26 protein-coding genes are annotated in these 26,245 nt (G+C 43.0%); 14 read left to right on the top strand and 12 right to left on the bottom strand.

Annotated features, from left to right (window positions below):
- Nucleotides 1-32: 32 nt before the first annotated feature.
- Nucleotides 33-902, bottom strand: coding sequence for a DUF2797 domain-containing protein (locus AC1P5O_RS05045; protein WP_004646770.1), 870 nt, complete (start codon nucleotides 900-902; stop codon nucleotides 33-35).
- Between the two features lie 34 nt (nucleotides 903-936).
- On the opposite strand from AC1P5O_RS05045, the gene AC1P5O_RS05040 reads away from it, so the two are divergent.
- Together AC1P5O_RS05040 and AC1P5O_RS05035 are read left to right on the top strand one after the other, a co-directional pair.
- A complete protein-coding gene (locus AC1P5O_RS05040; RefSeq protein ID WP_004279801.1) occupies nucleotides 937-1,407 on the top strand; it encodes a DUF6231 family protein in 471 nt (156 codons plus the stop codon).
- 105 nt (nucleotides 1,408-1,512) lie between these two features.
- Nucleotides 1,513-2,184: a YidB family protein gene (locus AC1P5O_RS05035; protein WP_004646772.1), complete on the top strand. Its 672-nt coding sequence runs from the start codon at nucleotides 1,513-1,515 to the stop codon at nucleotides 2,182-2,184.
- Nucleotides 2,185-2,249: 65 nt separating this feature from the next.
- On the opposite strand, the gene AC1P5O_RS05030 is transcribed toward AC1P5O_RS05035, so the two are convergent.
- From AC1P5O_RS05030 to AC1P5O_RS05020, 3 genes are read right to left on the bottom strand one after another with little or no spacing between them, the layout of a single operon-like run.
- The gene (locus AC1P5O_RS05030) at nucleotides 2,250-2,864 is read right to left on the bottom strand and encodes an OB-fold-containig protein (protein WP_004279798.1); all 615 of its coding nucleotides are present in this window, start codon (nucleotides 2,862-2,864) and stop codon (nucleotides 2,250-2,252) included.
- 19 nt (nucleotides 2,865-2,883) lie between these two features.
- Nucleotides 2,884-3,207, bottom strand: coding sequence for a Rieske (2Fe-2S) protein (locus AC1P5O_RS05025; RefSeq protein ID WP_004646773.1), 324 nt, complete (start codon nucleotides 3,205-3,207; stop codon nucleotides 2,884-2,886).
- Nucleotides 3,207-4,211: an adenosine kinase gene (locus tag AC1P5O_RS05020; RefSeq protein ID WP_004646774.1), complete on the bottom strand. Its 1,005-nt coding sequence runs from the start codon at nucleotides 4,209-4,211 to the stop codon at nucleotides 3,207-3,209. Before AC1P5O_RS05020 ends, AC1P5O_RS05025 begins: the two co-directional genes overlap by 1 nt.
- 276 nt (nucleotides 4,212-4,487) lie before the next feature.
- On the opposite strand from AC1P5O_RS05020, the gene AC1P5O_RS05015 reads away from it, so the two are divergent.
- The 3 genes from AC1P5O_RS05015 to AC1P5O_RS05005 all read left to right on the top strand — a co-directional run bounded on the left by AC1P5O_RS05015 (nucleotide 4,488) and on the right by AC1P5O_RS05005 (nucleotide 9,206).
- Nucleotides 4,488-4,940 carry a GNAT family N-acetyltransferase gene (locus tag AC1P5O_RS05015; protein ID WP_004646775.1) on the top strand — a complete coding sequence of 151 codons (453 nt, stop codon included), beginning with the start codon at nucleotides 4,488-4,490 and terminating at the stop codon, nucleotides 4,938-4,940.
- Nucleotides 4,941-5,105: 165 nt separating this feature from the next.
- Nucleotides 5,106-8,045 carry an insulinase family protein gene (locus AC1P5O_RS05010; RefSeq protein ID WP_004646776.1) on the top strand — a complete coding sequence of 980 codons (2,940 nt, stop codon included), beginning with the start codon at nucleotides 5,106-5,108 and terminating at the stop codon, nucleotides 8,043-8,045.
- 21 nt (nucleotides 8,046-8,066) lie between these two features.
- Nucleotides 8,067-9,206, top strand: a complete 1,140-nt coding sequence (locus tag AC1P5O_RS05005; RefSeq protein ID WP_004646777.1) for a phospholipase A — start codon at nucleotides 8,067-8,069, stop codon at nucleotides 9,204-9,206.
- A gap of 70 nt (nucleotides 9,207-9,276) precedes the next feature.
- Here the strand turns inward: AC1P5O_RS05005 and AC1P5O_RS05000 are convergent, their stop codons facing one another.
- The 3 genes from AC1P5O_RS05000 to ilvA form a co-directional block, all read right to left on the bottom strand.
- Complete coding sequence (locus AC1P5O_RS05000) at nucleotides 9,277-10,617, bottom strand: TrkH family potassium uptake protein (RefSeq protein ID WP_004646778.1); 1,341 nt, start codon at nucleotides 10,615-10,617, stop codon at nucleotides 9,277-9,279.
- Entirely contained in the window at nucleotides 10,614-11,270 is a 657-nt protein-coding gene (locus tag AC1P5O_RS04995) for a potassium channel family protein (RefSeq protein ID WP_004646780.1), read from the bottom strand. The genes AC1P5O_RS05000 and AC1P5O_RS04995 overlap by 4 nt, the downstream gene beginning before the upstream one ends.
- A gap of 165 nt (nucleotides 11,271-11,435) precedes the next feature.
- On the bottom strand, nucleotides 11,436-12,974 hold the full coding sequence (gene ilvA / locus AC1P5O_RS04990; RefSeq protein WP_004646781.1) for a threonine ammonia-lyase, biosynthetic: 1,539 nt from the start codon (nucleotides 12,972-12,974) through the stop codon (nucleotides 11,436-11,438).
- A gap of 104 nt (nucleotides 12,975-13,078) precedes the next feature.
- Here ilvA and rpiA point away from each other — a divergent pair, with 104 nt between their 5' ends.
- The 7 genes from rpiA (at nucleotide 13,079) to AC1P5O_RS04955 (ending at nucleotide 19,798) form a co-directional block, all read left to right on the top strand.
- Complete coding sequence (rpiA, locus tag AC1P5O_RS04985) at nucleotides 13,079-13,750, top strand: ribose-5-phosphate isomerase RpiA (RefSeq protein WP_004279784.1); 672 nt, start codon at nucleotides 13,079-13,081, stop codon at nucleotides 13,748-13,750.
- A gap of 138 nt (nucleotides 13,751-13,888) precedes the next feature.
- Nucleotides 13,889-14,569, top strand: coding sequence for a M48 family metallopeptidase (locus AC1P5O_RS04980; protein ID WP_004646782.1), 681 nt, complete (start codon nucleotides 13,889-13,891; stop codon nucleotides 14,567-14,569).
- A 189-nt stretch (nucleotides 14,570-14,758) separates the two neighbouring features.
- On the top strand, nucleotides 14,759-15,808 hold the full coding sequence (gene argC, locus AC1P5O_RS04975; RefSeq protein WP_121979720.1) for an N-acetyl-gamma-glutamyl-phosphate reductase: 1,050 nt from the start codon (nucleotides 14,759-14,761) through the stop codon (nucleotides 15,806-15,808).
- A 77-nt stretch (nucleotides 15,809-15,885) separates the two neighbouring features.
- Entirely contained in the window at nucleotides 15,886-16,635 is a 750-nt protein-coding gene (locus tag AC1P5O_RS04970) for a DUF6776 family protein (RefSeq protein ID WP_005263036.1), read from the top strand.
- 96 nt (nucleotides 16,636-16,731) lie between these two features.
- Complete coding sequence (gene clpS, locus AC1P5O_RS04965; protein ID WP_499005808.1) at nucleotides 16,732-17,067, top strand: ATP-dependent Clp protease adapter ClpS; 336 nt, start codon at nucleotides 16,732-16,734, stop codon at nucleotides 17,065-17,067.
- A 9-nt stretch (nucleotides 17,068-17,076) separates the two neighbouring features.
- Entirely contained in the window at nucleotides 17,077-19,353 is a 2,277-nt protein-coding gene (gene clpA / locus AC1P5O_RS04960; protein ID WP_005100836.1) for an ATP-dependent Clp protease ATP-binding subunit ClpA, read from the top strand.
- Nucleotides 19,354-19,444: 91 nt separating this feature from the next.
- The gene (locus tag AC1P5O_RS04955; RefSeq protein ID WP_004646786.1) at nucleotides 19,445-19,798 is read left to right on the top strand and encodes a YnfA family protein; all 354 of its coding nucleotides are present in this window, start codon (nucleotides 19,445-19,447) and stop codon (nucleotides 19,796-19,798) included.
- A gap of 104 nt (nucleotides 19,799-19,902) precedes the next feature.
- Here AC1P5O_RS04955 and AC1P5O_RS04950 read toward each other — a convergent pair whose 3' ends face one another.
- From AC1P5O_RS04950 to AC1P5O_RS04935, 4 genes are all read right to left on the bottom strand, one after another.
- Nucleotides 19,903-20,376: a hypothetical protein gene (locus tag AC1P5O_RS04950; RefSeq protein ID WP_004280177.1), complete on the bottom strand. Its 474-nt coding sequence runs from the start codon at nucleotides 20,374-20,376 to the stop codon at nucleotides 19,903-19,905.
- 140 nt (nucleotides 20,377-20,516) lie between these two features.
- On the bottom strand, nucleotides 20,517-21,263 hold the full coding sequence (locus tag AC1P5O_RS04945; protein ID WP_005263033.1) for an IS5-like element ISAba31 family transposase: 747 nt from the start codon (nucleotides 21,261-21,263) through the stop codon (nucleotides 20,517-20,519).
- Nucleotides 21,264-21,340: 77 nt separating this feature from the next.
- A complete protein-coding gene (gene argF / locus AC1P5O_RS04940) occupies nucleotides 21,341-22,261 on the bottom strand; it encodes an ornithine carbamoyltransferase (protein ID WP_004280178.1) in 921 nt (306 codons plus the stop codon).
- 113 nt (nucleotides 22,262-22,374) lie between these two features.
- On the bottom strand, nucleotides 22,375-23,022 hold the full coding sequence (locus AC1P5O_RS04935) for a TetR/AcrR family transcriptional regulator (protein ID WP_121980353.1): 648 nt from the start codon (nucleotides 23,020-23,022) through the stop codon (nucleotides 22,375-22,377).
- A gap of 230 nt (nucleotides 23,023-23,252) precedes the next feature.
- On the opposite strand from AC1P5O_RS04935, the gene prpB reads away from it, so the two are divergent.
- Both prpB and prpC read left to right on the top strand, forming a co-directional pair.
- Nucleotides 23,253-24,137, top strand: a complete 885-nt coding sequence (gene prpB, locus AC1P5O_RS04930; RefSeq protein WP_005100829.1) for a methylisocitrate lyase — start codon at nucleotides 23,253-23,255, stop codon at nucleotides 24,135-24,137.
- A 4-nt stretch (nucleotides 24,138-24,141) separates the two neighbouring features.
- Nucleotides 24,142-25,281, top strand: coding sequence for a bifunctional 2-methylcitrate synthase/citrate synthase (prpC, locus tag AC1P5O_RS04925; RefSeq protein WP_005100827.1), 1,140 nt, complete (start codon nucleotides 24,142-24,144; stop codon nucleotides 25,279-25,281).
- 67 nt (nucleotides 25,282-25,348) lie between these two features.
- Here prpC and AC1P5O_RS04920 read toward each other — a convergent pair whose 3' ends face one another.
- Nucleotides 25,349-25,963: a hypothetical protein gene (locus AC1P5O_RS04920; protein WP_034439383.1), complete on the bottom strand. Its 615-nt coding sequence runs from the start codon at nucleotides 25,961-25,963 to the stop codon at nucleotides 25,349-25,351.
- Nucleotides 25,964-26,245: the final 282 nt, after the last annotated feature.

Genomic DNA, 26,245 nt, shown 5'->3' with positions numbered 1-26,245 from the left:
GCTGGTTTTTTGTTTTCTAGGCAAATAATGGTTTAAGCACGAATAATCAGTTGATAACCGGTATATTTGCGCATATTAATCACGCCAGTATCCAGAATTAAATACTGGCCCTTGATGCCTTGTAATTTGCCACGAATCACAGGAGTTTTATCCAGATTATGCGATTTAATCTTTTCCGGATATTGTTCTACCGGATAAATAAACTCTCGTGCGAATTCATCTTCCAATACTTCAATATTTTCATTAAATTCTAGATTCTGATTAAATTCTTCGCGAATGCTTTGAATTTTAGGCGCAAATTCTTCCAGCAGTTGTTCACGCACTTCAATCAGGTTCAATGGTTCTGCTTCACCTTTCAGTAGCTTGCGCCAGTCAGTTTTATCAGCAACCTGCGTACCAAACATGACCTCAAGCTTTCCGGAAAGACGACGTGAGCCCACTTTCATAATCGGCAGGGCTTGGGAGGCACCCTGATCAAGCCAGCGAGTCGGCATTTGGCTGGTACGGGTAATGCCGACCTTTAATGCACTGGAATTGGCCAGATAGACAATATGTGGTTGGAAGCAGACATTCTGTGCAAATTCATCTTCGCGGCAAGTGCCCAAATGATAATGGCACGTCTCTGGCTTCATGATGCACATATCACATGAAGCATTGGTTTTAAAACATTTAAAACAGTGACCTTGCGAAAATGATTTGGAAGTTTTGTTGCCACAAGACACGCAGTAAATATTACCGGTCCATTCAATCTCGATTTCTTGGCCTAAATTAAACGGAAGATCAATTTCTGCACGATCTAAAATTAATTTATATTCAACATTTGCCCGCTGTATCTGTTGATCAGTTACACTAAGGTCCTTGAGGCCGACGTGCATTTTATGACAAATGCCCTGAAGTTCCATAAAAATTACTCACTTAAATCATAAGGATGCAGTTATGGCTGAGCAGAATGTCATTACTTCAATGCTAGACGATTTCGCACAGGAACAGCCAATTCATACTGCTATTTGTATTGGGCAGGACTTGAGCCAAGTCCAGTTTCAGCCAGCTATTCAATGGTCCTATTTTAGCGTATCTGACTTTTTAAATCTGCCTTTTCAGCAACGTTATGACTTGGCTGTGGTGATGCTGGATACTGCAGAAACAGAACATTTGTCTGAACAGATCATGAGTCAAATTCTGGTGAAATTACGTGATTTGTTTGCCAAACGGCTAGTGGTGATCAGCCGGCTGCAAAATGAAAAGTTATTGAGAGCTTTAGGATTTACCCAGCTGATTGACAAGACCACACATGAGGCCGATTTTGCGCTGTGGCAGTTTAATATTTTAACCTATAAGCACGTGCCAGACTGGTTTAACTCCAAATTTTGGGCTAATCCGGAAAACTGGGATAAATTTCGCTGGTAAACCGAAAACCTGCTTAACCAAGATTGCAAATATTAACACAATCTTGCCTAGACAATATGAGGGCAGGCCGTATTCTGTAATTAAGATGCACATAGGATATAGGACATGACAAACCTGAGTAGTATTGTGGAAATATTAGCAAAGCAGGCATTGGGTGGTGGGCAGTCGCAGCAAAAGTCCTCACAACAAGGTGGCTTGGCAGATATCCTGGGGTCTGTGCTAGGGCATTTAAACCAGTCAAATTCTCAGCAAAATCAAAATACTCAAAACCAGCAAAATCAAACCGGCCAGCAGACTCGACAAAATGGTCTGGGGGCAATTTTAGGTTCAGTAATAAGTCAGTTCGGTGGTAGTGGTACTCAAGGTACTGCTCAGCCTCGTTCAGGATTGGGTGGTTCTACTGGTAAAACCTTATTGATTGCAGTACTGCCTTTAGTGCTGGCCTGGATTCAAAAACAGGGCGGTTTACAGGGTGCATTAGACAAGCTAAAAGGACAGGGGCTCAATAGCCAGGTCGATGATTGGGTGTCGACCGGCCCCGGTGAAAATGCCAATGTCGATCCGCAGCAGGTGCAAAACCTGTTTGATGATCAGGAAGTTGAAGCAGTTGCACAACAAACCCATGCACCGAAGCAGGATGTGTATAGTGCGATTTCACAGGTCTTGCCGCAGATTATTGATTCGCTTACTCCACAAGGTGAGCAAACCAGCAAGCAGGAAGCCAATAATGATATTCAAAATGTATTGAATATGGTTTCAGGACTTCTTAAAAAATAAATATAGACATTAAAAAATCCCGATATCTGTCGGGATTTTTTAATAACTATCAAATGATTTAGAATTTAATCTAGATTCATGCTGAACAGCTGATTAGATTTACAAATTTTCTTGGCAACATAATGAGATTTTCTCATGCGAATCAGGATAATCTGCGACTGAAAACCGAGTTCACCAAACTCAGGTTCTACCTGTACATAATGCAGTTGCCCATACTCATCTCGCACCCGCGCTTGAGCAGAAAAACCGGGTCGGGCATTGCCACTGGAAATTGTCGCCAAACGGCCAAGTAAATTGACATTGTTCTTTTTATATTTAGGTGGAATGACCTGATCCAGACAGTGAATCATAAAAATAGTAAAAAAAGTCGCAATGATTAAAGCCGGAATAATCAGGTAATAAGCAGGCAGAAATTTAAATTCCTGAGAATAGATCAGGAACTGTAAAACATAGCCGGCAAAACTAAAATTCATCAGGAAGAAAAACACAATCAAGGTTTTGGAGAATTTGACGTTTAGTAGATCCATCTGCTGAAAGTCATAAGGTGAAATTTTTTGCAGAAACTTGCTGGGTCTGAGTCCAAAATAGAAACCAATGGTTTTCACCACACCGAACAGAATAATCGCCAATAAACTCAGATGAAAAGGCATCAGGTTATAGTCTAGAAAAAATGCAGGCATGGTGAAGTCCGTTTTAGTCTTATTCTGAGAGGTAAATTCCACCATCAGAATGCACGGTAATCTCTACTTTTTCAAGTGCTTGACCTTGGCAAGGCCCAGAAATGCATTCACCGCTTTCTACCAGAAACAAGGCGCCATGCGTGGAGCATTCAATAAATTCCTGATCGCGATCCAGAAACTGGTTTTCCAGAAATTCCAGTTCGACCTGCAAATGCGGACACAGGTTTTGATAGGCATAGAAGGCACCGTCACGCTGTGTGATAAAGATATTATCTCCATCGGGAAGCTCAAAAGAGCGTGCTTCGCGTTCTGGAACGTCTTCGGTCATGCAAATTTTAAACATTAAGCACATTCCTTTTGAAAGTCTTGTAATAATGCCGCATAGTCTTCAACTGCCAGGCGTGGACCAAATTGTGAAACCACCTGGCTCGAAATGAGAATCGCCAGTTCAGCCGCAGCTTGAAGACCCAAATTAGCATTCAATCCGTACAGGAAAGCCCCGGCAAAAGCATCACCGGCACCGTTGGCATCTACTGCAGGCACTTTACGGCCAGGAACAGTAAATGTATTTTGATAATCCGAAATCAGTGCGCCTTCAGCTGACAATGTAATGACAACGTGCTGACTGATTGTTTTTAATTTAAGCAGGGCTGCCTCAAGATTATCTGTTTCTGTATACATCAGCGCTTCTTGCTGGTTACATAACAGCAAGTCTACACCATCTGCAATCATTTCATCCAAACCGGCACGCGCGTATTGCACCATGGCAGGATCAGATAAAGTTAGGGCAATTTTAACGCCATTGGCACGGGCAATATCACGTGCTTGTTGTACCGCATGACGTGCTGTGTCAGAAGTTGATAAATAACCTTCGAGATATAGCCATTTCGCGCTATTTAGTGCGCTGAAATCAATTTGTTGATCAGTCAGTTCGGCCGTAATACCCAGATAGGTATGCATGGTACGTTCAGAATCAGGGCTGACCAGAACCATACATGTCCCTGTTACGCCTTCACTGATCGATTGGGTGGTGGTCTTAATACCTGCATCATTCAAACCCTTCAGGTAGATGTGCCCCAGTTCGTCATTTCCGACACGACAGCCATAAAATGCAGAACCACCGAGCGCAGAAAATGCCACGGTAGTGTTGGCTGCTGAACCGCCTGAAGCCTGACCCTTATACACTTGAGTCGCTTGAAGATTTTGATAAAGAGTGGCCTGAGTCTCACCATCTGCAAGTTGCATGGTGCCTTTTTGCAAGTGATGTGCAGTTAAAAAGTCATCAGAAACTTTAAATTCTTGGTCAATCAGCGCATTACCAATCGCAAAAAGATCAACAGTTGCCATGTTCAAATATCACATTAAAAATGAAAGTCCTAAGTTTACACGATTGCTTGGGATTGCTGTAGTTTGCTGAATCATTTTCAAATATTTTTCAAAAATGCTGTATTTTGTTCAGCAGCTATCTTTGGTCTAAAAACTGACTTATTTTTGTGCACTGGTGTGCTGCAGCATTGATTTAAGGATCACATTTTATTTATAAAGAGATATCGCTCCTGGCATGATACTTTAAGTCGCTTGGCAACAGTGATTCTTCACAACAATTTCAAATAGTGTGCGTATATGAATATTAAAATTGTAACAGCCGAACAACTCCCGGATCAGATCGAAACACTGGCAACTCTGGCACGTAAAGAAGGCTATAATTTGGTAGATAAGTTAATAGAAGAATATCGCACCGGGAAAAACTGCTTTAGCCACGCCAATGAATATTTGGTGGTGGCGCATGATGGCAAGAAACTGGTTGGCTGTGGTGGCTTAAACCAGCAATGGGGAGATAACGGCATTGAAGACCGCATTGGTCGTGTACGCCGTTTTTATGTGCATCCGAAATATCGTCAGCATGGCGTAGGCAAACAGCTTTTGGCTTACCTAGAGCAATTGGCACGTCCGCATTATTCGGCTTTATGCTTACAAACAGATACCCGACTGGCCGCCAGTTTTTATCAAAAGCAGAATTATGTATTTGTAGAAAATAATCCAAGCTATAACTATTTTAAATATCTGATTTCTTAAGCTTGTAAATACTCATCTAGATGCAGGAAGTAAATTTGATGATTTAATTTTCAAATGATCAAGTTTACTTAATTCGATCAAAATCCTCGGTTTTCAACGTGAATAATTCAAACAACTAAAGCTATAATGCGCTTAGTTATTTTAATTAAAGCATTAGGAGATCGCATGACTGTAGATGTCACTGAAACCATTTCTCAAACTGTACATCCTGCGTTTCAGTTGGTACGTCAACAACATGTTGAAGCTTTAGACATTTTCGTGTCTGAATATAAACATAAAGTGACTGGCGCCACGCATTATCATCTGGCGACCAATCACGACGAAAATGTCTTTCTGGTGGCGTTTCGTACCCAGCCGATGGATTCTAAAGGCGAAGCCCATATTCTGGAACATACTGCGCTGTGTGGTTCAGAAAAATTCCCGGTGCGTGATCCATTCTTCCTGATGATTCGCCGTTCATTGAATACTTTCATGAATGCCTTTACTGCGGCTGACTGGACTGCGTATCCATTTGCGACCCAAAATAGTAAAGATTTCCAGAACCTGCTCGAAGTGTATATGGATGCAGCATTTGCTGCGAACCTGAATCCATTGGATTTTGCCCAGGAAGGCATTCGCATTGAGCTGGAAAATGGCGAGCCTGTCTATAAAGGCGTAGTTTTTAATGAAATGAAAGGTGCGATGAGTTCGCCTTCAGACCAGCTGTATCACACGCTGGCGCATCATTTATATCCGCATACCACCTATCATTATAATTCTGGTGGTGATCCTAAAGATATTCCTGACCTGACTTACCAAGAGTTAGTAGATTTCTATAAGTCACATTACCATCCAAGTAATGCAGTCTTCATGACCTTTGGCAATAAAACAGCATTTGAATTGCAAGAGCAGTTTGAACATCTGGCATTATCCAAATTTGAAAAAGGTCAGACGCTGTATCCAACACCTGAAACCCGTTTGACTGCACCATTGACGGTTACCGACAGCTATGCGGTCGATGCCGAAGATCTACAGGACAAGACCTATCATGTGCTGTCATGGTTATTGCCGGAAGCTAGTGACATTAAACTGCGTTTGGGCATGCGTTTAGTTGAAGGGATTCTGCTTGAAGATTCAGCATCACCACTGCGTCATTATCTGGAAACGTGTGGTTATGCAGATGCAACAGGTCCATTCATGGGCGTGGATGATTCTAATTTTGAAATGACTTTCTACTGTGCGGTGCAGGGTTCAAATCCTGAACATGCAGAAGAATTTAAAAATGGTGTGTTTAAGGTTCTAGAAGATGTTGCCTCTAAACCGGTTGATCAGAACATGGTCGATGCGATCCTGCATCAAATTGAATTGCATCAGCGTGAAATCAATGGTGATGGTACGCCGTATGGTTTGAGCCTGATTCTGAGCGGTCTGGGCAGCGCGATTCATCACCGTGATCCGGTTGAAGTTTGGGATGTGGATTCTGCGATTGCCGCAGTTAAGGAAGAGCTGCAAGATCCGATGTGGCTTTCCAATCTGATCAAAGAGCATCTGCTGGATAACCCACATCGTGTCCAACTGACACTGGTTCCCGATGCGACCAAATCTGCCAAAGAAGCGGCTGATGAAAAAGCGCGTCTAGCCGAAATTGGAAAGAATCTGACTGAAGAACAAAAAGCTGAAATTATTGCCCAGACTGAAGCATTGAATGTTCGTCAGGACACGCCGGATGACTTGAACTTATTGCCGAAAGTCGGTCTGGAAGATGTCCCTGCGGAATTGCAAATTGTTCAAGGCCAGTTGCGTGAGATTATCTGTAACCGTGTTGATACGCCGTTGAACCTGTATCATGCCGGCACCAATGGGATTTATTATCAACAGGTTCTGGTCAATATTCCGGATGAAGTGGTGCAGTCGCCTTACTTTAACCTGCTGTCGATCCTGATGGGTGAAGTTGGTGCGGGTGAGTATGATTATCTTGAGTTCCAGCAACTGCAAACAGCGGTAAGTGGCGGTCTGGGCATGGGCGCATCTTTGCGTTCTAAAGTCGATGACAAAAACAAAATTACTGCCTGGTTGACGTTGACCACCAAATCTTTGGTGAATCATCTGGATGCAATTCGTCTGTTAAAGATCGGTTTTGAACAGCTTCGTTTTGATGAGAAAGACCGTATTGTTGAACTGTTACAACAGCGTAAAACGCGCTGGCAGTCACGTATTTCTGGTTCTGGACATAGCTATGCAATGCAAACGGCTTCACGTCAGCATAGTGCATTGGCTTTGCGTGATTATCACAATACCGGTTTGGGTGCATTGAACTGGCTGATCGAGCTGGTGTCTAAGATCGAAAAAGATCCGGCTGAATATGATCTGCTGATTGATGAATTAAAACGGATTCATCGGGTCTTGTTGCAAGCACCAAAGCAATTCCTGTTAGTCTGTGAAGAGCCGCAGTCTGAGCATCTGATCGAAGAAATTCAGAATGTCTGGGACAAACTTGCTGTTGATCCAGCACCGGTTGCATTGACTCAAGTCGAAAAAGTAACCCATGATCAGCACGAAGCCTGGTTGATTCAAGCCAATGTCCAATTCTGTGCGGCTGCTTATCCGGCAGTTGAAGTCTCACACCCTGATGCTGCTGCCTTGATGGTACTAGCGGGTTATTTGCGTAATGGCTTCCTGCACAGCGCCATTCGTGAAAAAGGCGGTGCCTATGGTGGTGGTGCGAGCTATGACGGCAATGCCTGTTCGTTCCGTTTCTACAGCTACCGTGACCCACGTCTGGCAGAAACCTTCCAGGATTTTGATGCGAGTATTCAGTGGTTACTCAATGCACCACAACAGCCGCATCAACTGGAAGAAGCCATTCTGGGGCTGATTGCCAGTATGGATAAACCAGGCTCACCGGCAGGCGAAGCCATTACTGCATGTTATTCCTACTTGCATCAACGTACGCCAGCGTTCCGTAAAAAATTACGTGAACGTTTATTGAATGTCACACTGGATGATTTGCAGCGTGTTGCACAGACCTATCTGGTCGAGCAGCAGGCGACGAAAGCCGTTGTGGCACCAGTGGCAAAACGTGAAATGCTGGAGCAGCTTGGTTTTGTAATTCAACAAGTTCTATAAATAAAAAAAAGAGGATAAGGGATGGCGCTTAATTCGTTTAAGCGCTCAACTCTACAGCTGAGCGTGTTGCTGGGCTGTGCAGTTGGGACGCAAGTGAATGCGGAAGAAACAGTAGTCAACAGTCCCACGCCGGCAACGGCTGAAGCCTGTGCTGCACTGGAAATTAGTGCAGAGCGTCTGGCCTGTTATGATACTTTATTTAAAATTCCGGTTACTGATAAGCCTGCAATCGTTTCTGAACGTCGTGCAGCAGCAGAAATTGCGCCTGAACCCGACAATTTAAAAGCGAAAATTGGTCAGACTGTTTCCAATATTTACGCTTCTGAAGGATCAAAGCTGACGCCGAATCTGTCTTTGCTGGATAGCCGCTGGGAACTCTCTCCGGAAAGTAAATTAGGCACCTGGAACATTCGTTCTTATCAGCCGGTGTATTTGATGCCAGGTTTCTGGACATCAAACAAGAATGAATTACCCGAGAGTGAAAATCCCAACAATATAGAGACAGAGAAACAGAATCTCACCTCAACTGAAGCTAAGTTTCAACTGTCTTTAAAGACCAAGGCGGTTGAAAATATCTTGGGAGATAATGGCGATCTCTGGCTTGGTTATACTCAGTCTTCGCGTTGGCAGGTGTATAACTCGGAAGAATCACGTCCGTTTCGTGAGACCAACTATGAACCCGAAGCCAGTTTGATTTTCCGTACCAATTATGATCTTTTGGGTCTGAATTGGCGTATGTTGGGATTGACCATCAATCATCAGTCCAATGGTCGTTCTGATCCGTTATCACGTAGCTGGAATCGGGTGATGCTGAATCTTGGTTTTGAAAAAGACAATTTTGCCTTGATGGTTCGTCCTTGGTATCGCTTTGAAGAGAAGCGAGAAGACGATAACAATCCAGAGATCAAGAACTATATTGGCCGTGGAGACATGACCGCATTTTATCGTTATAAGGAGCATGATTTTTCATTGATGCTACGACATACCTTAAAAGGTGGAGATGAAAACCGTGGAGCGGTACAGTTCGACTGGTCATTCCCGATCAGTGGGCGTTTGCGTGGCCAATTCCAGCTTTTTGATGGTTACGGAGAAAGCCTGATTGATTATAACCATCGTGCCACGTATGTCGGTTTAGGTGTTTCCTTGATGAACTGGTTCTAGGATTCCAACTTTAAACATCTTGGAATGAAAATAAAAAACCATGCCGCTGCATGGTTTTTTTATAGATAGATTAGCCAATCTGGATTTCTGAAGGCGGATGTTTGAGACGACTCTTTTTCGGAGTCGCAATAAAATAAGCAAGCGTCAGTGGCCCTAGACGCCCTGCGAACATTAACAGCATTAGAATAATCAAACTGGCAGGTTGTAGTTCCTCTGTTACCCCTCGGGACAAACCGACGGTACAGGCCGCAGACACGGCTTCAAACAACAGATCCAGAAAATCCTGCTCAGGTTCCAGGATTAATAAGCTCATAAAACCCATCATGATCAATGCTGCAGTAATACACACGACGGCCAATGCTTTAAACGTAGTTTTTTCAGGAATAGAGTGATTAAACAGCCGGATCTCATCTTCGCGTCTTAAAAAACTGATTACGCTGATGACCACAATAATAAACGTACCGACCTTAATGCCGCCCGCCGTACTTAAGGAGCCGCCCCCGATAAACATGAGCAGCATGGTAACGAGACTGGATGCATCGCTCATTTGTTCCATTGGCAAGCTATTAAAACCTGAAGAGCGGGGAACGGTGGCATGGAACCAGGCATTCACGGCCTGATCGCCCAAACTCATGAGACCCAAGGTGTGTGGATTGGAAGCCTCTAGTAGCCAAAGTACGATAAAAGCACTTAGGTTCAGACCCAGAATCGTTGAGAGGATTAGCTTGCTGTTGGTACTCAACTTACGCCAGCGCTTATGTTCTTTGACGTCCATCAGCACCAGAAAACCGATACCGCCAATGATATACAACATACTGATGGTAAAGGTAATCAGATATTGCCCTGAAAAACTCATCAAGCTATTTGGAAATAGTGAAAATCCACCATTATTAAAAGCGGAGACACTATAAAAGGCTGCATAAAATAATGCATCAGTGAATTGATATTCTTTAAGCCAGGACAAGGTCAGAATCAGCGTGCCGATCGCTTCAAAGAATAGAGAATATAAAAACACGGCTTTAATGGTAAAACTGACTTTTTTCAGACTAGTTTGTCCAATGGACTCCTGTGCCATGACTTGTTGTTTTAGCCCCAGTTGCGGTGCCAGACTCATCACTGCCAGAATGGCAAAGGTCATAAAACCCAAGCCGCCGCATTGCAACAAAAACATAATCACGATTTGACCAAATACGGTATAGGCTTCACCGACATTCACCACCGATAGCCCGGTAATGGTCACAGCAGAAGTTGCTGTAAAAATCGCCTCCAGCCAGCTGATTTCTCCATGATGTGCAATAGGCAGCATCAATAGCAGTGAGCCGATCAGAATTAATCCGAGAAAACCCAAAGCCAGTAAGCTCGGAGGACTGAGGTTAATCGTCCTGTGTTGCTTTAAATCAGAACTTTTCATAAATGTTTAAAATATTTAGCAAGACGGCGCAAAGGTTCCAGCAATCCTTCAACCAGTAAAATGTCGCCTTCTTGAAGAATCTGATTGGCATCTACGTGGTATTGCAGCGTAGATCCGCGTTTATGTAATAAGGTGGTAATTTCAGGTATATGCTTCATCAACTGATTCAACGGTGTACCATGATGATCTGCATGAATCTCGATCTTGACAATATAGTGATCATCTTCAAGTGACATATAACGGCTAACCATCGGGTAGCTGAGTGATTGTGCCACACGGACGCCCATATCTTCTTCTGGGTGAATAATTTTTTCGACGTTCAGATGGGTCAAAATCATATGGTGGGCTTTGGATTTGGCTTTGGCCCAAATTTTCTTTACACCCATATTTTTCAGATGCAGTACACACAGAATGCTGGCTTCAATATCTTCACCAATTGCGACTACGACCGCTTCACAGCGCTGGATATCCAGTTCATCCAGGACATGCTCATCGGTTGCATCGGCAATGACCGCATGGGTGAGCTGATCGGAAATATTTTCCACATATTTTTTATCGAGATCGATTCCAATCACATCATGTTTCAGGCTGATCAGTTGAGTCGCCACTGTTGCACCGAAGCTGCCCAGCCCAATGACTGCAAATAATGCCATGCATATTTCCTTAAATCTTTTTATTTCAAATCAGTTCATGTCTAAGTATGTATCTTAAAGATTTTTATAGTTTTCAGCTATCTGGCCTTACATAAATACTTCATACATTTTCATTCAGCCGGACATAAAAAAACCGCCTCGAAAGGCGGTTTATGTTTGAAAGAATTACTTCAAGAAACGTTGATAACCCAGATTATTGGTAATTTCCTGATATGGATAGGTAATGGTTTCGAGAGTTTCGATCAAGCCATCCGGATTCTGTTGTGCATCGGTTGCTTCAAGACCCACCAGAACACGTCCTTCAGCAGCGCCGTGGTTCCGGTAGTGGAACAGGGTGATATTATGGGTTGGGCCAAGACGTTCCAGGAACATCAGTAAAGCGCCAGGACGCTCCGGGAATTCCACGCGGAACAGGCGCTCATTTTCAATATCGGCATGACCACCGATCAGGTAACGGATATGCAGTTTGGCCACTTCGTCATCAGACAGATCGTCAACGTCATACTGGAACTTTAAGGTTTCATAAATTTCCTGACGTTCTTTCTCGCCATTTTTCAGACTGATGCCGACAAAGACTTGCGCAGCAGAAGCATCGCTGGCACGGTAGTTAAATTCAGTAATATTACGGCCTTGTAATGCACGGCAGAAACTCAGGAATGAACCTTTCTGTTCCGGAATGGTCACGGCAAAAATCGCTTCTTTGCGTTCACCCAGTTCGGTACGTTCAGCGATATAACGTAAACGGTCGAAGTTCATGTTGGCGCCGCAGACAATCGACACCATGTTCTTCCCTTCGATGCCATGTTCAGCCACGTATTTTTTAATACCTGCCAGAGCCATTGCACCAGATGGTTCTACAATGCTACGGCATTCGTCATAAGTGTCTTTAATCGCTGCACAGACTTCATCCGTATTCACCAGCACCACATTCGGTTCCACGATTGGGCCAGAATTGTCCGATTTTTGCAGACGAATCACATCAAATGGTTTTTCACCAATTTGGGCTACCGCTGTACCATCAGCAAACAAGCCCACAGATGGGAGAATCACACGTTCATTTGCTTCTAAAGCAGCTTTTAAACAGGCAGATTCGTCGTATTCCACTGGAATGACTTTAACGTGGGGTGCGACATCACCTAAATACGCTGCAACACCTGCGATCAGGCCACCACCGCCAACTGCGACAAACACGTAATCCACATCGCGCCATTGACGCAGGATTTCATTAGCAATCGTACCTTGGCCAGCAATCACCAGTTCATCATCATAAGGCGGAATGAAGGTCATGCCATCTTCCTGGGCACGTTGAATCGCATACTTGTTGGCGACATCAAATGAATCACCATGCAAAACCACTTCGCCACCAAGACGCTTAACCGCCTGTACCTTGATATCAGGTGTGGTTTTAGGCATCACAATAATCGCGCGAATACCCAGCTTTTTCCCTGAGAGTGCCACGCCCTGTGCATGGTTACCCGCTGAAGCAGTAATAACGCCACGTTCCATTTGTGATTTCGGTAATTGACTAATACGGTTATAGGCACCGCGTAGCTTGAATGAAAAAACCGGTTGTAAATCTTCACGTTTAAAGCGGATATTATTATTGAGTCGTTCGCTAATTCGTGGCGCTGCTTCGAGTGGAGTTTCGATTGCAACATCGTAGACCGTTGCTTGTAAAATTTGTCGAACCAAACGAGACAGCATGTTAATTTTCCATCTAACAGTTTAAAATAGGGGCTTATTGTAACAAACCACACGGCTTTGCGGTTTAAAAAAGCTGCAAAAGTCCAAAATAGTTGAGTGAAGCCATGAGTCTATATGCAACCCAAGATGAGAAAAAACAAGCAGCAGCCAAAGCCGCTTTAAAACACTTGCCAAAAGGGGGCATTTTAGGCGTAGGTACAGGCAGTACTGTAAACTTTTTAATTGACTTATTGCCTGAGCTGCAATTGGAAGCTGCGGTAGCCAGTTCAGAAGCAACTGCACAACGCTTGAAAAAACTCGGCATTGAAGTGGTAGATATGAACTCTGTCAGTGGTCTGGATGCTTATGTTGATGGTGCAGATGAAATTGATCGTCATATGCATATGATCAAAGGTGGCGGTGCAGCGCTGACACGTGAAAAGATTGTTGCCTCTATTGCGAAAAAATTTGTGTGTATCGTGGATGATTCTAAATGGGTTGGACAATTAGGGCGTGAGTTCCCGCTTCCTGTAGAAGTGATTCCAATGGCGCGTTCTGCAGTCGCGCGTAAAATCGTATCTTTAGGTGGCGATCCTGCGTACCGTGAAGGTGTGGTCACTGACAACGGTAATGTGATTTTAGATGTGTACAACCTGAATATTCTAAATGCACTTGAACTGGAAAAAACCTTAAACGATATTCCGGGCGTGGTATGTAACGGTATCTTTGCGATCAACAAAGCAGATATCGCCATTGTCGCGACTGATAACGGAATTGAAGAGCGTACAGCGGTTTAATTAAACTTTCTAGAAAAAATCCCTCTAAATCTCCCTGAGCGAAGTTTTGAAGCACTGCTTTAAAACAAGTGCAAGAAGGGAGACTTTTAAAAGCCCCTCTTTGAAAAAGAGGGGGTTAGGGAGATTAAAAAAACTATAATGACCTTATCCGATCTACCCGAAATCCAAATCACCCGAAATGTCCGTTCAACCCGGTTACGTTTGCGTGTCGATGCGACCCAGATTCGCCTCACAGCCCCGGTTTTTTGCAGCAAAAAACAGATACGGCATTTTATTGAACAATCTGAAAGCTGGCTGATTAAAACCTGGCAATCCCAGCAAGAAAAAATCGAAAATATTGACCGGACGTTACCGATTGAGCTGCGGTTATTTAATCTAAAAGAACCTGTACAAATTTCTTATCAAAGCCAGAAGAGCAACTTCATTTTTGATCATAAAAATTTACAGCTTTGCATCAGTGACCGACATCCTGAAGAATATTTAAAAACTTTCGTGATTGCCTACGCAAAAGAACAGCTTCCTTCATATTTAAATCTTGTCTCACAGCAATGTCATTTGCCTTTTAAAAACTGCAGTATTCGACAACCTAAAACCCGGTGGGGCAGTTGTTCGGCCAAACATGACATTATGCTGAATAGTGCGCTAGTATTATTTCCTGAAGAGGTCACGCATTATGTCGCTGTCCATGAACTGGTACACACAAAGCATTTTGATCATAGTCCACGCTTTTGGGCAGAAGTTGCTAAGCATGATCAGCATTTCCAGCAGCATCGTATAACGCTGAAAAATACGCCGTTGCCATATTGGTGGGGTGCCTAAAACCATAATTAATAAGTCCATATAACTCTATTGAAATAGCCTAAGCAAATTAAAAGTTTCATGATCAAAATCGGACTTATCCTACTGATCAATTAAAAAACCAGCAAACCCCAGTGAAATGGTTTAGAAAACCTCAACTTCCTGTCATACTAGGCTGTATAAAGGAAACATTTATTTGAGGTAATCATCGTGATTTCAGTGGGTATTGTGGGTGGTACGGGTTATACAGGCATTGAACTTTTGCGTCTTTTGCTACGACATCCAGATGTAAATGTAACAGCACTGACATCACGTACTGAAGCAGGCCGTCGTGTAGATGACATGTTCCCGAGCTTGCGCGGGCATACCGATCTTAAATTTTCCGATTTAAGTCTGGATTTATTAAAATCATGCGATGTGGTGTTCTTTGCAACGCCGCATGGTGTCGCAATGAAACATGCCGAAGAGCTGGTTGCTGCAAATACAAAAGTGATCGACCTAGCTGCTGATTTTCGTTTACAAGATCTTGAACAGTTTGAAAAATGGTATAGCATGCAACATGCATGTCCAGAACTGTTAAAAGATTCTGTATACGGTTTATCTGAATTGAATCGTGAAGAGATTAAAAAAGCCAATGTGATCGGGAATCCGGGGTGTTATCCAACCACAGTTCAGTTAGGTTTGGCGCCAGTTTTAAAAGCGGTTGAAGCATTGGTGAAACCTGAAAGCATTATTATTGATGCCAAATCTGGTGTATCAGGTGCAGGACGTAAAGCCAGTCTGGGCATGATTTATGCTGAAAATGCCGATAACTTTAAGGCCTATGGTGTAGCAGGTCATCGTCATCACCCTGAAATTGTCGAAGCACTGGAAAATATTTCAGGTCAAAAAAATGTGTTTGATCATATTTTATTTGTACCGCATTTGGTGCCGATGATTCGTGGTATGTTGTCGACCATCTATATCGATTTAACTAAAGCAGGGCAAGCGGCAGATTTACAAGCGCTATATGAGCAGTTCTATGCCAATGAAGCATTTGTCGATGTCATGCCGGCAGGCAGTTCACCAGAAACGCGTTCAGTGCGTGGAGCGAATCAGTTGCGTATTGCCTTGTATAAGCCACAGCCAACGAAACTGGTGATCCTGGTTGTACAAGACAATCTGGTAAAAGGCGCAGCAGGTCAGGCTGTGCAAAACATGAACCTGATGTTTGGTTTTGCTGAAGACGCTGGCTTAAATAATATTGGTTTATTACCATAAAAAACGTATTAGAACTTCACACACATTTAGATTTGCATTTAAATGTGTGTCTTGATTAAAGCAAACAAGAGATCAAAATGCCGAATAACGAGTCAAATACGACGCTTCCTCAGGAACCCGGTACTAAGAAACCATTCATGAAAGGCAATACGCCCTTAGCCATTGGTGCGGCTGTATTGATCTTAAGCAGTGGCGTACTCGGATATACCGTAGGACATCGTCAGGGTTTGACTGCGGCGGGTTATGATGCGGATGCAGAGCAACTGGTCGATGTGGTACAGACTCAGAAAGCCAGTCTGGAAACACTGAACAAGACGCTGAATACTGCGGTTCAGGAGCGTGATCTGGCGGTCAGTAATGCCAATGATCTGTATCTGGCCATGACCAAGGCACGTGATGAACAGGTGCAGGCCGAAAGTGTGGGAACCATTTATCGCGAGATCTTGCGTCAGCGTGGTGGTTTGGCATTGGCGGTTCAAAACCTGTCGATTAAACCTTTGCCGGAAAATGCCTTTGAATATCAGATTGATCTGGTTCAGGTCAGTCCAGGCAAAAGTCGTGCCTCAGGTAGTGTGGAATTGCGCCTGATTAAAGGGACTGAAATTCTGGTGGTGCCACTGGAAGATAAAAACTTTAATTTTGAAAATTATGAGCGACTCACTGGCCGCTGGACCATGCCGAAAGGCTTTAAACCAGAATTTATTGAAGTGCGTCTCACCGGTGTCAAGCCTGTGATTCGTCGTTTTAGTTGGGAACAGGGCAAAGCAGTCGAAAATCAGTCTGCCACCTTGTCAGAAATTCCGAAAACCGAAGCAAATGCAAATTAAGTGTGAAATATAAATCTTATGCCAAGCAATAAACGTCAAATGTGTTTAAGTGATATTAAAAATTCTTTTAATGAGTCTGGAATCGTTGATTGGCATATCAGCCCACGTTTAGCAAATGAACCCTCTGAAGACGGTCATTCTGACCTAGCTGTACAGGCTGCACCGCCAGAACTGAAACGTCCACCGTTGTATGCCGTTGTTTTATTAAATGACGACTATACGCCGATGGAGTTTGTAATTGAAATTTTACAACAATACTTTGCAATGAATCTTGACCAAGCTACACAAGTAATGCTAACTGTACATTATGAAGGAAAGGGTGTAGCTGGGGTCTATCCTCGAGACATTGCGGAGACCAAAGCGAACCAAGTCAATAATTATGCTCGATCACAAGGTCATCCGTTACTTTGCCAAATAGAGCCTAAAGATTAAGGGGGTTACATGCTCAGTCGTCAATTAGAAGTATCACTACGTTTGGCTGTCAGCATGGCTCGTCAAAAGAGACATGAGTTCCTGACCGTAGAACATTTATTGTTAGCCTTGCTTGACAACGATTCCGCCGTGAATGCCCTGAAAGCATGTGGTGCCGACATCATCGTGTTGCGTAAGGAATTAGAAGAGTACGTAGAACAACATACCCCTAAACTTGGTGAAAATAGTGATCAGGCACCACACCCGACAGAAAGCTTCGACCGGATCTTGCAACGCGCGATTTTTCACGTGCAATCAAGCGGTGGCGATCGTACTGTAGAAGGTGCTGATATTCTGGTTGCCATGTATTCTGAGCGTGACTCATTTGCAGTCTATCTGCTGAAACGTCATCAAATTAACCGTCTGACCCTGACTCAGTACCTGTCTCATGGTACCCGTAAAGAAGATGTACAGTCTGAAGAAGAAATCGAAGACCTAGATGGCGAATCAGCATCTTCAGCAAGTTCAGGTCCACTTGAACTTTATACCACTAACCTGAATGTTGAAGCACAAAAAGGCAAGACCGATCCACTGATTGGTCGTGAAAAAGAAATCGAGCGTGCCGCGCAAATCCTTTGCCGCCGTCGTAAAAACAATCCACTCCTTGTCGGTGATCCGGGAGTTGGTAAAACCTCAATTGCTGAAGGTCTTGCTTGGTTAATCGTCAATGGTAAAGCGCCAAAACCACTGGAAAATGCTGAAATTTTCAGTCTGGACATTGGTGCTTTGGTAGCAGGAACCAAATACCGCGGTGATTTTGAAAAACGCTTGAAACAGCTTTTAAATGCGCTGAAAAAGAAACCTGAAGCAGTGCTGTTTATTGATGAAATTCACATGATTATTGGTGCAGGCTCGAGTATGGGCAGTACCATGGATGCATCGAATCTGATCAAACCGGCGTTGGCAAATGGTTCTTTACGTTGCATTGGCTCAACCACTTTCCAGGAATACCGCCAGGTCTTTGAGAAAGATCATGCTTTGTCACGTCGTTTCCAGAAAATTGATGTGAACGAGCCATCTATTTCTGAAACTATTGATATCCTACGTGGTCTGAAATCGAAGTTTGAAGATTTTCATCATGTGGAATATGACGATCAAGCTTTGGTGTCTGCGGTAGAACTTTCTGCAAAATTTATCAACGACCGTTTCTTGCCAGATAAGGCGATTGATGTCATTGATGAGGCCGGTGCTCAGCGCCGTCTCAAAGCTGAACAAGACGACAGTTTGATCACCGTAGAAAATATTGAAGATATCGTTTCTAAAATTGCGCGTATTCCACCAAAAACTGTTTCTAAAGATGATAAGAGCGTGCTGGAAAATCTTGAGCGCGATCTGAAACGTGTGGTCTTTGGTCAGGATGAAGCGATTGAGGCCTTGGCATCTGCGATTAAACTGTCACGTGCCGGTTTGAAATCTCCAGACAAGCCTGTAGGTAGTTTTGTCTTTGCAGGCCCAACGGGTGTCGGTAAAACCGAAGTGACCAAGCAGCTGGCGAAACAGATGGGTGTAGAACTGGTTCGCTTTGATATGTCGGAATATATGGAACGCCATGCGGTGTCTCGTTTAATCGGTGCACCTCCGGGCTATGTCGGTTTTGATCAGGGTGGGTTATTGACCGATGCGATTCATAAAAATCCGCATTGTGTACTGTTGCTCGATGAGATCGAAAAAGCGCATCCAGATGTGTTTAACCTGTTATTGCAGATTATGGATCATGGTTCATTGACTGATAACAACGGGCGTAAATCTGATTTCCGTAACGTGGTCTTGGTACTCACCACCAATATTGGTGCGGAAAGTATTTCTCGTGTCAGCATTGGTTTTATGGAACAGGATAATAGTAACGATAATCAGGAAGCGATGAAGAAAGCCTTCTCACCAGAATTCCGTAACCGCCTCGACGGCGTGATTCAGTTCAAGGCATTGCCAAGCAGCATTATTGAAAATGTCGTGGATAAATTCCTGACTGAACTTCAAGCACAACTGGATGACAAAAAAGTCATGCTGGAAGTGGATCAAAGTGCACGTGAATGGATGTCAGAACATGGCTATGACCGTTTAATGGGCGCACGTCCAATGCAACGTTTGATTCAGGAACACCTGAAAAAACCGCTGGCTGAGATGATCCTGTTTGGTGAACTGGCTGAAAATGGCGGCAATGTTGCAGTATCGGTGAAAAAAGAAAATGGTAAAGCGGTTGGCTTAAAACTTGAAGTTTTTGAAGACCAGACTGCTGAACCGGCCTAATGAACGAAAAAGATTAAACCCGTGCCTGCACGGGTTTTTTTATGCACTCATATTTTAAATTATCAAATTCATATCATTTAAAAGATAAATTATGGATATTCAAGTTACCAAGCTGTTCACGACATTTTTACTGTTTTTAGTCACGGCATTGATGGAAATTTTAGGTTGTTATTTTCCCTATCTGATTTTAAATCAGGGGAGAAGCCACTGGTTATGGATTCCGACAGCTCTGGCTTTGGCGGCTTTTGTCTGGCTGTTAACCTTGCATCCAGCTGCTTCAGGACGGATCTATGCCGCTTATGGTGGTATCTATATTTTTTCAGCGCTAATGTGGTTGCGCTTCGTTGATCAAGTGACTCTATCGCGTTGGGATCTACTTGGTGGCATGGTGGTAATACTGGGCGCGTTGATTATTATTTTGCAGCCGCAAGGCTTGGTGCGTTAGCAAGATATAACAGTAAACCTTATTAAAAAAGGCAGCCACAGCTACCTTTTTTTGTTTTTGGATTTTTTAATTTCAAATCAAACTTGATGTCTTATTTAGTTAGATTATTTTAATTTACAATCTTTCTGGGAAATATCAGTTTTATAGGTTTGTGTCTGCGAGTTCAGGCTGAGTTCAACCTTGTATGGGTTCGCAATTTGATAGCGATGTTCAAAGAAAATTTCACAATTATTGAGCAGATTATTGCGAATGACTTTCATCACTTCTTTGCGCCCTAGGTCTTTTTCAAACTGGCTAAAATCGGGCGTGATGATCATGCCTTTCAGTGTGGTTTTATTGGCACTTAACTGTAATTGTTCAATAATCGTATTTTGATCAATCTGCAACGGTAAAGTTCTGGAATCTTCTGCACTGAGCACTGCGAGTAATTCATTCAGTTCAGCTTTTTTCTGAATTTTAAATTTGCTGTCAATAATATTTTTTTCTTGAAGATATTGGTCAAATTCAGAAGCATGCACCGGTAAGACAGCACTGCTAAAACCTGCCAAGAGTGCCAAAATCCAATATTTTTTTTGCATTGTATAAAATCACTTTTTATTCCATTTCAACAACGATTATAAGAGCTGAGACAAAAAAAGCACCAGAGATTGGTGCTTAATTTGTGAAGATTCATCTTAAAAAATTAGGGTCTGTTGACATTTACTGTTCATAATTAACCCTATAAAGGTAGCCATAAAAATATACAGGCTAAAGCAACAGAACTTTGATAATTTCTTTTGAGCTTGTCATATCGAGTAGCTATTCCTCTAAATTGCTTTAATCTACAAAACATATTTTCAACTAAATGCCTGATTTTATATAAACACCAGTCCATATGGTCATTGTTCGATTGGCTATTTGTTTTCTTTGGTATATTCGCTTTAGTCCCTGTTTTCCTGATCTGTTCACGCAGTGGTTCTGAATCATAGCCTTTATCTGCACATACCACTTTTGTCTCTTTTAAATCTAATGTTGATATTAAATCAGGTGCAACTTTAACATCATGTGTGGTTCCATCGGTAATCATGAAATCAATAGGATTGCCATCTGCATCAACAATCAAATGTATTTTTGAGGAGTTTGCTCCTACACTTTTAGAAATAGATTGATTCGCTATACCGGCAGAATGTTGATGAGCACGTACATGAGAGCCATCAATAAAAATCCACTCCATATCGGGGCATGAGGCTAGTAATTTGAATAATCTAAGTAACTTACCGCTGCTTGACCAACGATTAAAACGTTTGAAAATAGAGTTTGAATGACCAAAACAACAAGGAATATCTCGCCACGGACAGCCTGTTCTAATTCTATAGAGAATAGCTTCAATAAAATTGCGTAAATTTGAGTTGTGGTGAATGGATAAATTACGCAGAATAACTTTCAACTTTTGCCAGTGTTGATCTGTCAGCATGGTACGAGGCATAGCGAATAGTAAAATTGGGTTTGGCGATTTGATTTTACTACTTCGCTATTTTTTTAAACTAAAAGTGTCAACACACCCTAGTCTTTTTTCAGATTTTCATTAATCAGGAATTCAACCAAGGCTTTTTGCGCGTGCAAACGATTTTCTGCTTCATCCCAAACTACAGCATTTTTATGGTCAAGCAGATTTTCTGAAATCTCTTCGCCACGATGCGCAGGCAAGCAGTGCATAAACAAGCAATCCGGATGTGCAAGATCCATCAGGCGTTCATTCACCTGATAATCTGCAAAGGCTTTTTCACGGATCTTCTGCTCTTCTTCCTGCCCCATGCTTGCCCAAACATCAGTCACGATCAGGTCAGCATTCACCGCTGCATCTTCAGCAGAAGGAACCAGTTCCACACAATGCGCGAATTCAGACAGGAATTTTTCTTGTGGCTCATAGCCTTTTGGCGCTGCAATTTTCAGATTAAAGCCCCACATATGTGCAGCTTCAATATAAGAGTTACACATATTGTTGCCATCACCAATCCAGGCAACAGTTTTACCTTCAATTGAGCCACGTTGCTCTACATAAGTCTGCATGTCAGCAAGTAGCTGGCAAGGATGGTGGTCATCTGTTAAAGCATTAATCACTGGAACTTTTGAATAAGATGCAAAACGCTCCACGATATCATGGCCGAAAGTGCGGATCATCACGATATCCAGCATGCTTGAAATCACACGTGCAGAATCTTCAATCGGTTCACCACGACCTAACTGGGTATCGCGTGAAGACAGGAAAATCGCGCTACCACCAAATTGGCTCATGCCAGCTTCAAACGAAACACGCGTACGGGTACTCGATTTCTCAAAAATCATGCCCATCACTTTACCAACAAATGGTTGGAACACTTCATTGTTATGCTGTTTGCGCTTAAGCTCAATTGCGCGTTGCAAAATCTGGTTAAGTTCTAAAGTTGATAAATCGCGTAAGGTGAGAAAGTGACGGAGAGCCATTCGTTACTCCACAATAATTGCCGAAAAACTCGATCAACAATCAGTTGTTGGTTAGTTTAAGAAAAAATACGGAATCGGCTAATATACTATAAGCAATGAAAAATGCAAAAAAACTAGACTTTTTGATGACCGTCTAAAAAGCGATCCACACAATAACTGATGTATTTGTCGATTTCCTGATCATCTTCCTGTACCGGAATTCCCATCAGAATACGCCATTCCAGATTGCGCAAAATACCAAAATACAGCTGCGCCGAATATTGTGGATTTTTGCAATGCAATAAACCTTGCGCATCTGCCTGTTCTAAAGCCGTGGCAATGGCACTTTGCACATGCACCGGGCCTCGCTCATGAATATGTTGACCAAGTTCCGGATTGCGCTGACTTTGTTCCAGCACCAGACGCATAAAGGCCGAATTTTCAGGTTGCATGATCTGGTGATAAAAATTAAGCAACGTGTGTACTAAATAACTACGAAAATCCAGTGCCATCAGTTCGATCGGAATACTGATATCTTCAAAAAACTTGATACGACGATAATCGCAGATGGCTTTAAACAAGCCCTCTTTATTGCCAAAGTACTTATAAATAGAGGCTTTAGAGCCACCGGCATGCTGGACGATATCATCCAGAGACACAGCATCATAACCCCGTTCCAGAAATAGCTCGGTTGCACTGATCAGCAGCGCAATACAACGCTCATGACCACGTTTGGTCTGTGGCAGATCTTTGGCGAGCGGTTCTAGGGCGAGGTCTTGCATAGGAGATAGTACATCAACATGTCAATAGAGATTGAAACGCCATCATAGCAAATATATGCACATATTTCATAATTGCGCCAGATAAGTGCGCTATTTGCTAATTAGGTAAAGCAAAACTTAAAAATTTGACTAAAGTTTTAGAGTATTTGTTCTATCAGGTTATGGAATGAGCAAGCCAAATGAGTATACTCGAATTTCAATAATTATAGCCAAGACTGTGGAAAAGGAAGATGACAGAACAAATGTCTGCAGGTTTAAGATTTAGACAAGCGCTTGAAGTCGAGAAACCATTGCAAATTATGGGCACGGTAAATGCCTATGCTGCCATGATGGCCAAACAGGTCGGTTATAAAGCCATTTATTTATCAGGTGCGGGTGTCGCGAATTATTCTTATGGTTTGCCTGATCTGGGCATGACCAGCCTAGATAATGTTCTTGAAGATGTACGCCGGATCACTGAGCGTGTGGATACACCTTTACTGGTCGATATCGATACCGGTTGGGGCGGTGCATTAAATATTGCCCGCACGATCAAACAGATGACTGCTGCAGGAGCCGCTGCGGTTCATATTGAAGATCAGGTTGCACAGAAGCGCTGTGGTCATCGTCCAAATAAAGAAATCGTATCGCAGCAGGAAATGGTCGATCGTATCAAAGCGGCTGTAGATGCGAAAACCGATTCAAACTTTGTGGTAATGGCGCGTACCGATGCGCTGCAAAAAGAAGGCCTGCAAGCCGTGATTGACCGTGCTTCTGCCTGTGTTGAAGCGGGCGCAGATGCGATCTTTGCTGAAGCGATGACCGATATCACCATGTACCGTACAGTGTGTGATGCGGTCGGTGTTCCAGTCTTGGCAAATATTACCGAATTTGGTGATACACCCTATTATACGGTAGATGAACTGGGTGAGCAGGGTATTGGCATGGTGCTGTATCCATTGTCAGCGACACGTGCAATGCAAAAAGCTGCACTTGAAGTGATGCGTTCGGTGCGCGAACATGGTACTCAGGTAAATGTGCTGGATATCATGCAACAACGAAAAGAACTCTACGAATTTTTAGATTATCACAGCTTCGAAGACACATTAGATAAACTGTTTAAACAGGAGAATTAAAAAAATGGCTGAAGGAAAAGTACTCACTGGCGCAGGATTGCGCGGACAAGTGGCAGGTAAAACCTCACTTTCAACAGTAGGCAAAAGTGGCGCAGGCCTGACCTATCGCGGTTATGACGTACAGGATCTGGCTGAACATTGCCAGTTTGAAGAAGTCGCTTACCTGATTTTCTTCGGAGAATTGCCGACATCAGAGCAATTGGCAGCCTATAAAGCCAAACTGAAATCCTTGCGCACTTTACCTCAGGCATTAAAAGAGGTCCTTGAGCGTATTCCTGCCGACTCGCATCCAATGGATGTGATGCGTACAGGCGTTTCTATGCTGGGCAATCTTGAAACTGAGCTGTCGTTTGAACATCAACAGGATATCGCAGACCGTATTTTGGCAACTTTGCCGACAATCATTTGTTACTGGTATCGTTATAGCCATGACGGCGTGCGTATTGAAGAAAATACTGACGATGATTCAATCGGTGCACAGTTCCTGCATTTACTACATGGTGAAAAGCCAAACGAATTACATGAACAGGTGATGAATGTTTCCTTGATTCTGTATGCAGAGCATGAATTTAACGCTTCAACTTTTACCGCTCGTGTGTGTGCATCAACGCTGTCAGATATGCATTCCTGTATTACCGGTGCAATCGGTTCCTTGCGTGGCCCTTTACATGGTGGTGCTAACGAAGCTGCGATGGACATGATTGAAAACTGGAAATCACCAGAAGAAGCTGAGCGTGAAATGCTGGGCATGCTGGAACGTAAAGAAAAAATCATGGGCTTCGGTCATGCGATCTATAAGGACAATGATCCGCGTAATGGCATTATCAAAGTCTGGTCTGAGCGTTTGGCCAAAGATGTCGGTGATACGGTACTGTATCCAGTCTCTGTACGCTGTGAAGAAGTCATGTGGCGTGAGAAGAAATTATTCTGTAATGCGGATTTCTTCCATGCATCTGCCTATCATTTCATGGGCATTCCAACTAAGCTGTTTACCCCGATCTTTGTCATGTCGCGTGTGACAGGCTGGGCAGCGCATGTGATGGAACAGCGTGCAGACAACCGTATTATCCGTCCAAGCGCGGACTATACCGGTCCTGAACTGCGTAAAGTAGTGCCAATCGCTGAACGTTCTACCGCAGCTTAATCTGTTTCTGTAGTAAAAATAAAAAATAAGGTCTCAATTGAGACCTTATTTTTTTTAGTGAATTCTGTTATCGACTTAACAGTGCCGGATCTTCAATGCTATAACCTGTTTCAAAAGGAATACCCAGATACTTTACTATTACCAGGGTTTTATTCTGTTTCGGAACTTTATAGGCCTGGCTAATTTTCAAGCCTTGCTGATAACTGACTGCTTGCTGAACCGGACTTTTTTGTAAGCTGGATTTTACTTGATATTGATAGGTCCATTTTGGCACTTTTTCCTGAGGATCATGCCAGGCAGGCGCGCTACCTTTCGTTGTCTTTAACACCTTAAGCTGTGGCTTTGATTTTTGAATTGGATTTAATGGAACTAAACGTTTTTTGATTTTGGCAATGTCCTGATCAAACTTGCGACTGTCTTGATCATAATCGATGCGCTTGGTTTTAGGATTGATATATAAGGAATTGACCTGAACCAGTTGATTTGGTTTTTGGGATTTAAAATTATAATAATACAGTTGAGGCAAGCGTCCACGACCATCAAGATAATGACGCATGATATAAAGCTTCTGTTCTTTGACTTCATAGCCTAGAACTTCAATATTTTGTGGGCCGCCTACAGTAGCGAAAGCCAGACTGGGCAAGCTCAGAGGGAGCAGAAGCAGTGCGGTTTTAATATTCATGGTCATTCCACCCTCAAAAAATAGATTGGCATTTGATCATGCCAATCTATCTTAAAATACGGTAGAAATAATGAAGCTTATTCAGGCTACATAGTAACTTTGAAAGCTTAGCTGTTATTCAATAGATTGATCATGTCATGTGCAACCACAGCTGACTGAACCGTACCGGGTTTGTCGGAGAGTCAATATTCTGAGAGACTATCCCGATGACAAAATTAAAATATACCCCTGAAATCAGAGAAAGAGCGGTTCAATTATTGATTGAATCTGAAAAAGATTATC

It is taken from the genome of Prolinoborus fasciculus, assembly GCF_056724605.1.
Note: the sequence above shows the minus strand (reverse complement) of the source record. Positions and strands in the feature narration are given on the sequence as shown.

What these genes read in the sequence shown, in the direction of transcription:
- AC1P5O_RS05015 (WP_004646775.1), top strand. Translation starts at nt 4,488, where the DNA reads ATGAATATTAAAATTGTAACAGCCGAACAACTCCCGGATCAGATCGAA.
- clpA (WP_005100836.1), top strand. Translation starts at nt 17,077, where the DNA reads ATGCTCAGTCGTCAATTAGAAGTATCACTACGTTTGGCTGTCAGCATG.
- AC1P5O_RS04950 (WP_004280177.1), bottom strand. Translation starts at nt 20,376, where the DNA reads ATGCAAAAAAAATATTGGATTTTGGCACTCTTGGCAGGTTTTAGCAGT.
- AC1P5O_RS04980 (WP_004646782.1), top strand. Translation starts at nt 13,889, where the DNA reads ATGACCTTATCCGATCTACCCGAAATCCAAATCACCCGAAATGTCCGT.
- AC1P5O_RS05025 (WP_004646773.1), bottom strand. Translation starts at nt 3,207, where the DNA reads ATGTTTAAAATTTGCATGACCGAAGACGTTCCAGAACGCGAAGCACGC.
- AC1P5O_RS05020 (WP_004646774.1), bottom strand. Translation starts at nt 4,211, where the DNA reads ATGGCAACTGTTGATCTTTTTGCGATTGGTAATGCGCTGATTGACCAA.
- AC1P5O_RS04955 (WP_004646786.1), top strand. Translation starts at nt 19,445, where the DNA reads ATGGATATTCAAGTTACCAAGCTGTTCACGACATTTTTACTGTTTTTA.
- AC1P5O_RS04995 (WP_004646780.1), bottom strand. Translation starts at nt 11,270, where the DNA reads ATGGCATTATTTGCAGTCATTGGGCTGGGCAGCTTCGGTGCAACAGTG.
- AC1P5O_RS05010 (WP_004646776.1), top strand. Translation starts at nt 5,106, where the DNA reads ATGACTGTAGATGTCACTGAAACCATTTCTCAAACTGTACATCCTGCG.
- AC1P5O_RS04935 (WP_121980353.1), bottom strand. Translation starts at nt 23,022, where the DNA reads ATGCAAGACCTCGCCCTAGAACCGCTCGCCAAAGATCTGCCACAGACC.
- AC1P5O_RS05035 (WP_004646772.1), top strand. Translation starts at nt 1,513, where the DNA reads ATGACAAACCTGAGTAGTATTGTGGAAATATTAGCAAAGCAGGCATTG.
- AC1P5O_RS05040 (WP_004279801.1), top strand. Translation starts at nt 937, where the DNA reads ATGGCTGAGCAGAATGTCATTACTTCAATGCTAGACGATTTCGCACAG.
- prpB (WP_005100829.1), top strand. Translation starts at nt 23,253, where the DNA reads ATGACAGAACAAATGTCTGCAGGTTTAAGATTTAGACAAGCGCTTGAA.
- ilvA (WP_004646781.1), bottom strand. Translation starts at nt 12,974, where the DNA reads ATGCTGTCTCGTTTGGTTCGACAAATTTTACAAGCAACGGTCTACGAT.
- argF (WP_004280178.1), bottom strand. Translation starts at nt 22,261, where the DNA reads ATGGCTCTCCGTCACTTTCTCACCTTACGCGATTTATCAACTTTAGAA.
- AC1P5O_RS04945 (WP_005263033.1), bottom strand. Translation starts at nt 21,263, where the DNA reads ATGCCTCGTACCATGCTGACAGATCAACACTGGCAAAAGTTGAAAGTT.
- AC1P5O_RS05000 (WP_004646778.1), bottom strand. Translation starts at nt 10,617, where the DNA reads ATGAAAAGTTCTGATTTAAAGCAACACAGGACGATTAACCTCAGTCCT.
- prpC (WP_005100827.1), top strand. Translation starts at nt 24,142, where the DNA reads ATGGCTGAAGGAAAAGTACTCACTGGCGCAGGATTGCGCGGACAAGTG.
- AC1P5O_RS05030 (WP_004279798.1), bottom strand. Translation starts at nt 2,864, where the DNA reads ATGCCTGCATTTTTTCTAGACTATAACCTGATGCCTTTTCATCTGAGT.
- AC1P5O_RS04970 (WP_005263036.1), top strand. Translation starts at nt 15,886, where the DNA reads ATGCCGAATAACGAGTCAAATACGACGCTTCCTCAGGAACCCGGTACT.
- AC1P5O_RS05005 (WP_004646777.1), top strand. Translation starts at nt 8,067, where the DNA reads ATGGCGCTTAATTCGTTTAAGCGCTCAACTCTACAGCTGAGCGTGTTG.
- AC1P5O_RS04920 (WP_034439383.1), bottom strand. Translation starts at nt 25,963, where the DNA reads ATGAATATTAAAACCGCACTGCTTCTGCTCCCTCTGAGCTTGCCCAGT.
- rpiA (WP_004279784.1), top strand. Translation starts at nt 13,079, where the DNA reads ATGAGTCTATATGCAACCCAAGATGAGAAAAAACAAGCAGCAGCCAAA.
- AC1P5O_RS05045 (WP_004646770.1), bottom strand. Translation starts at nt 902, where the DNA reads ATGGAACTTCAGGGCATTTGTCATAAAATGCACGTCGGCCTCAAGGAC.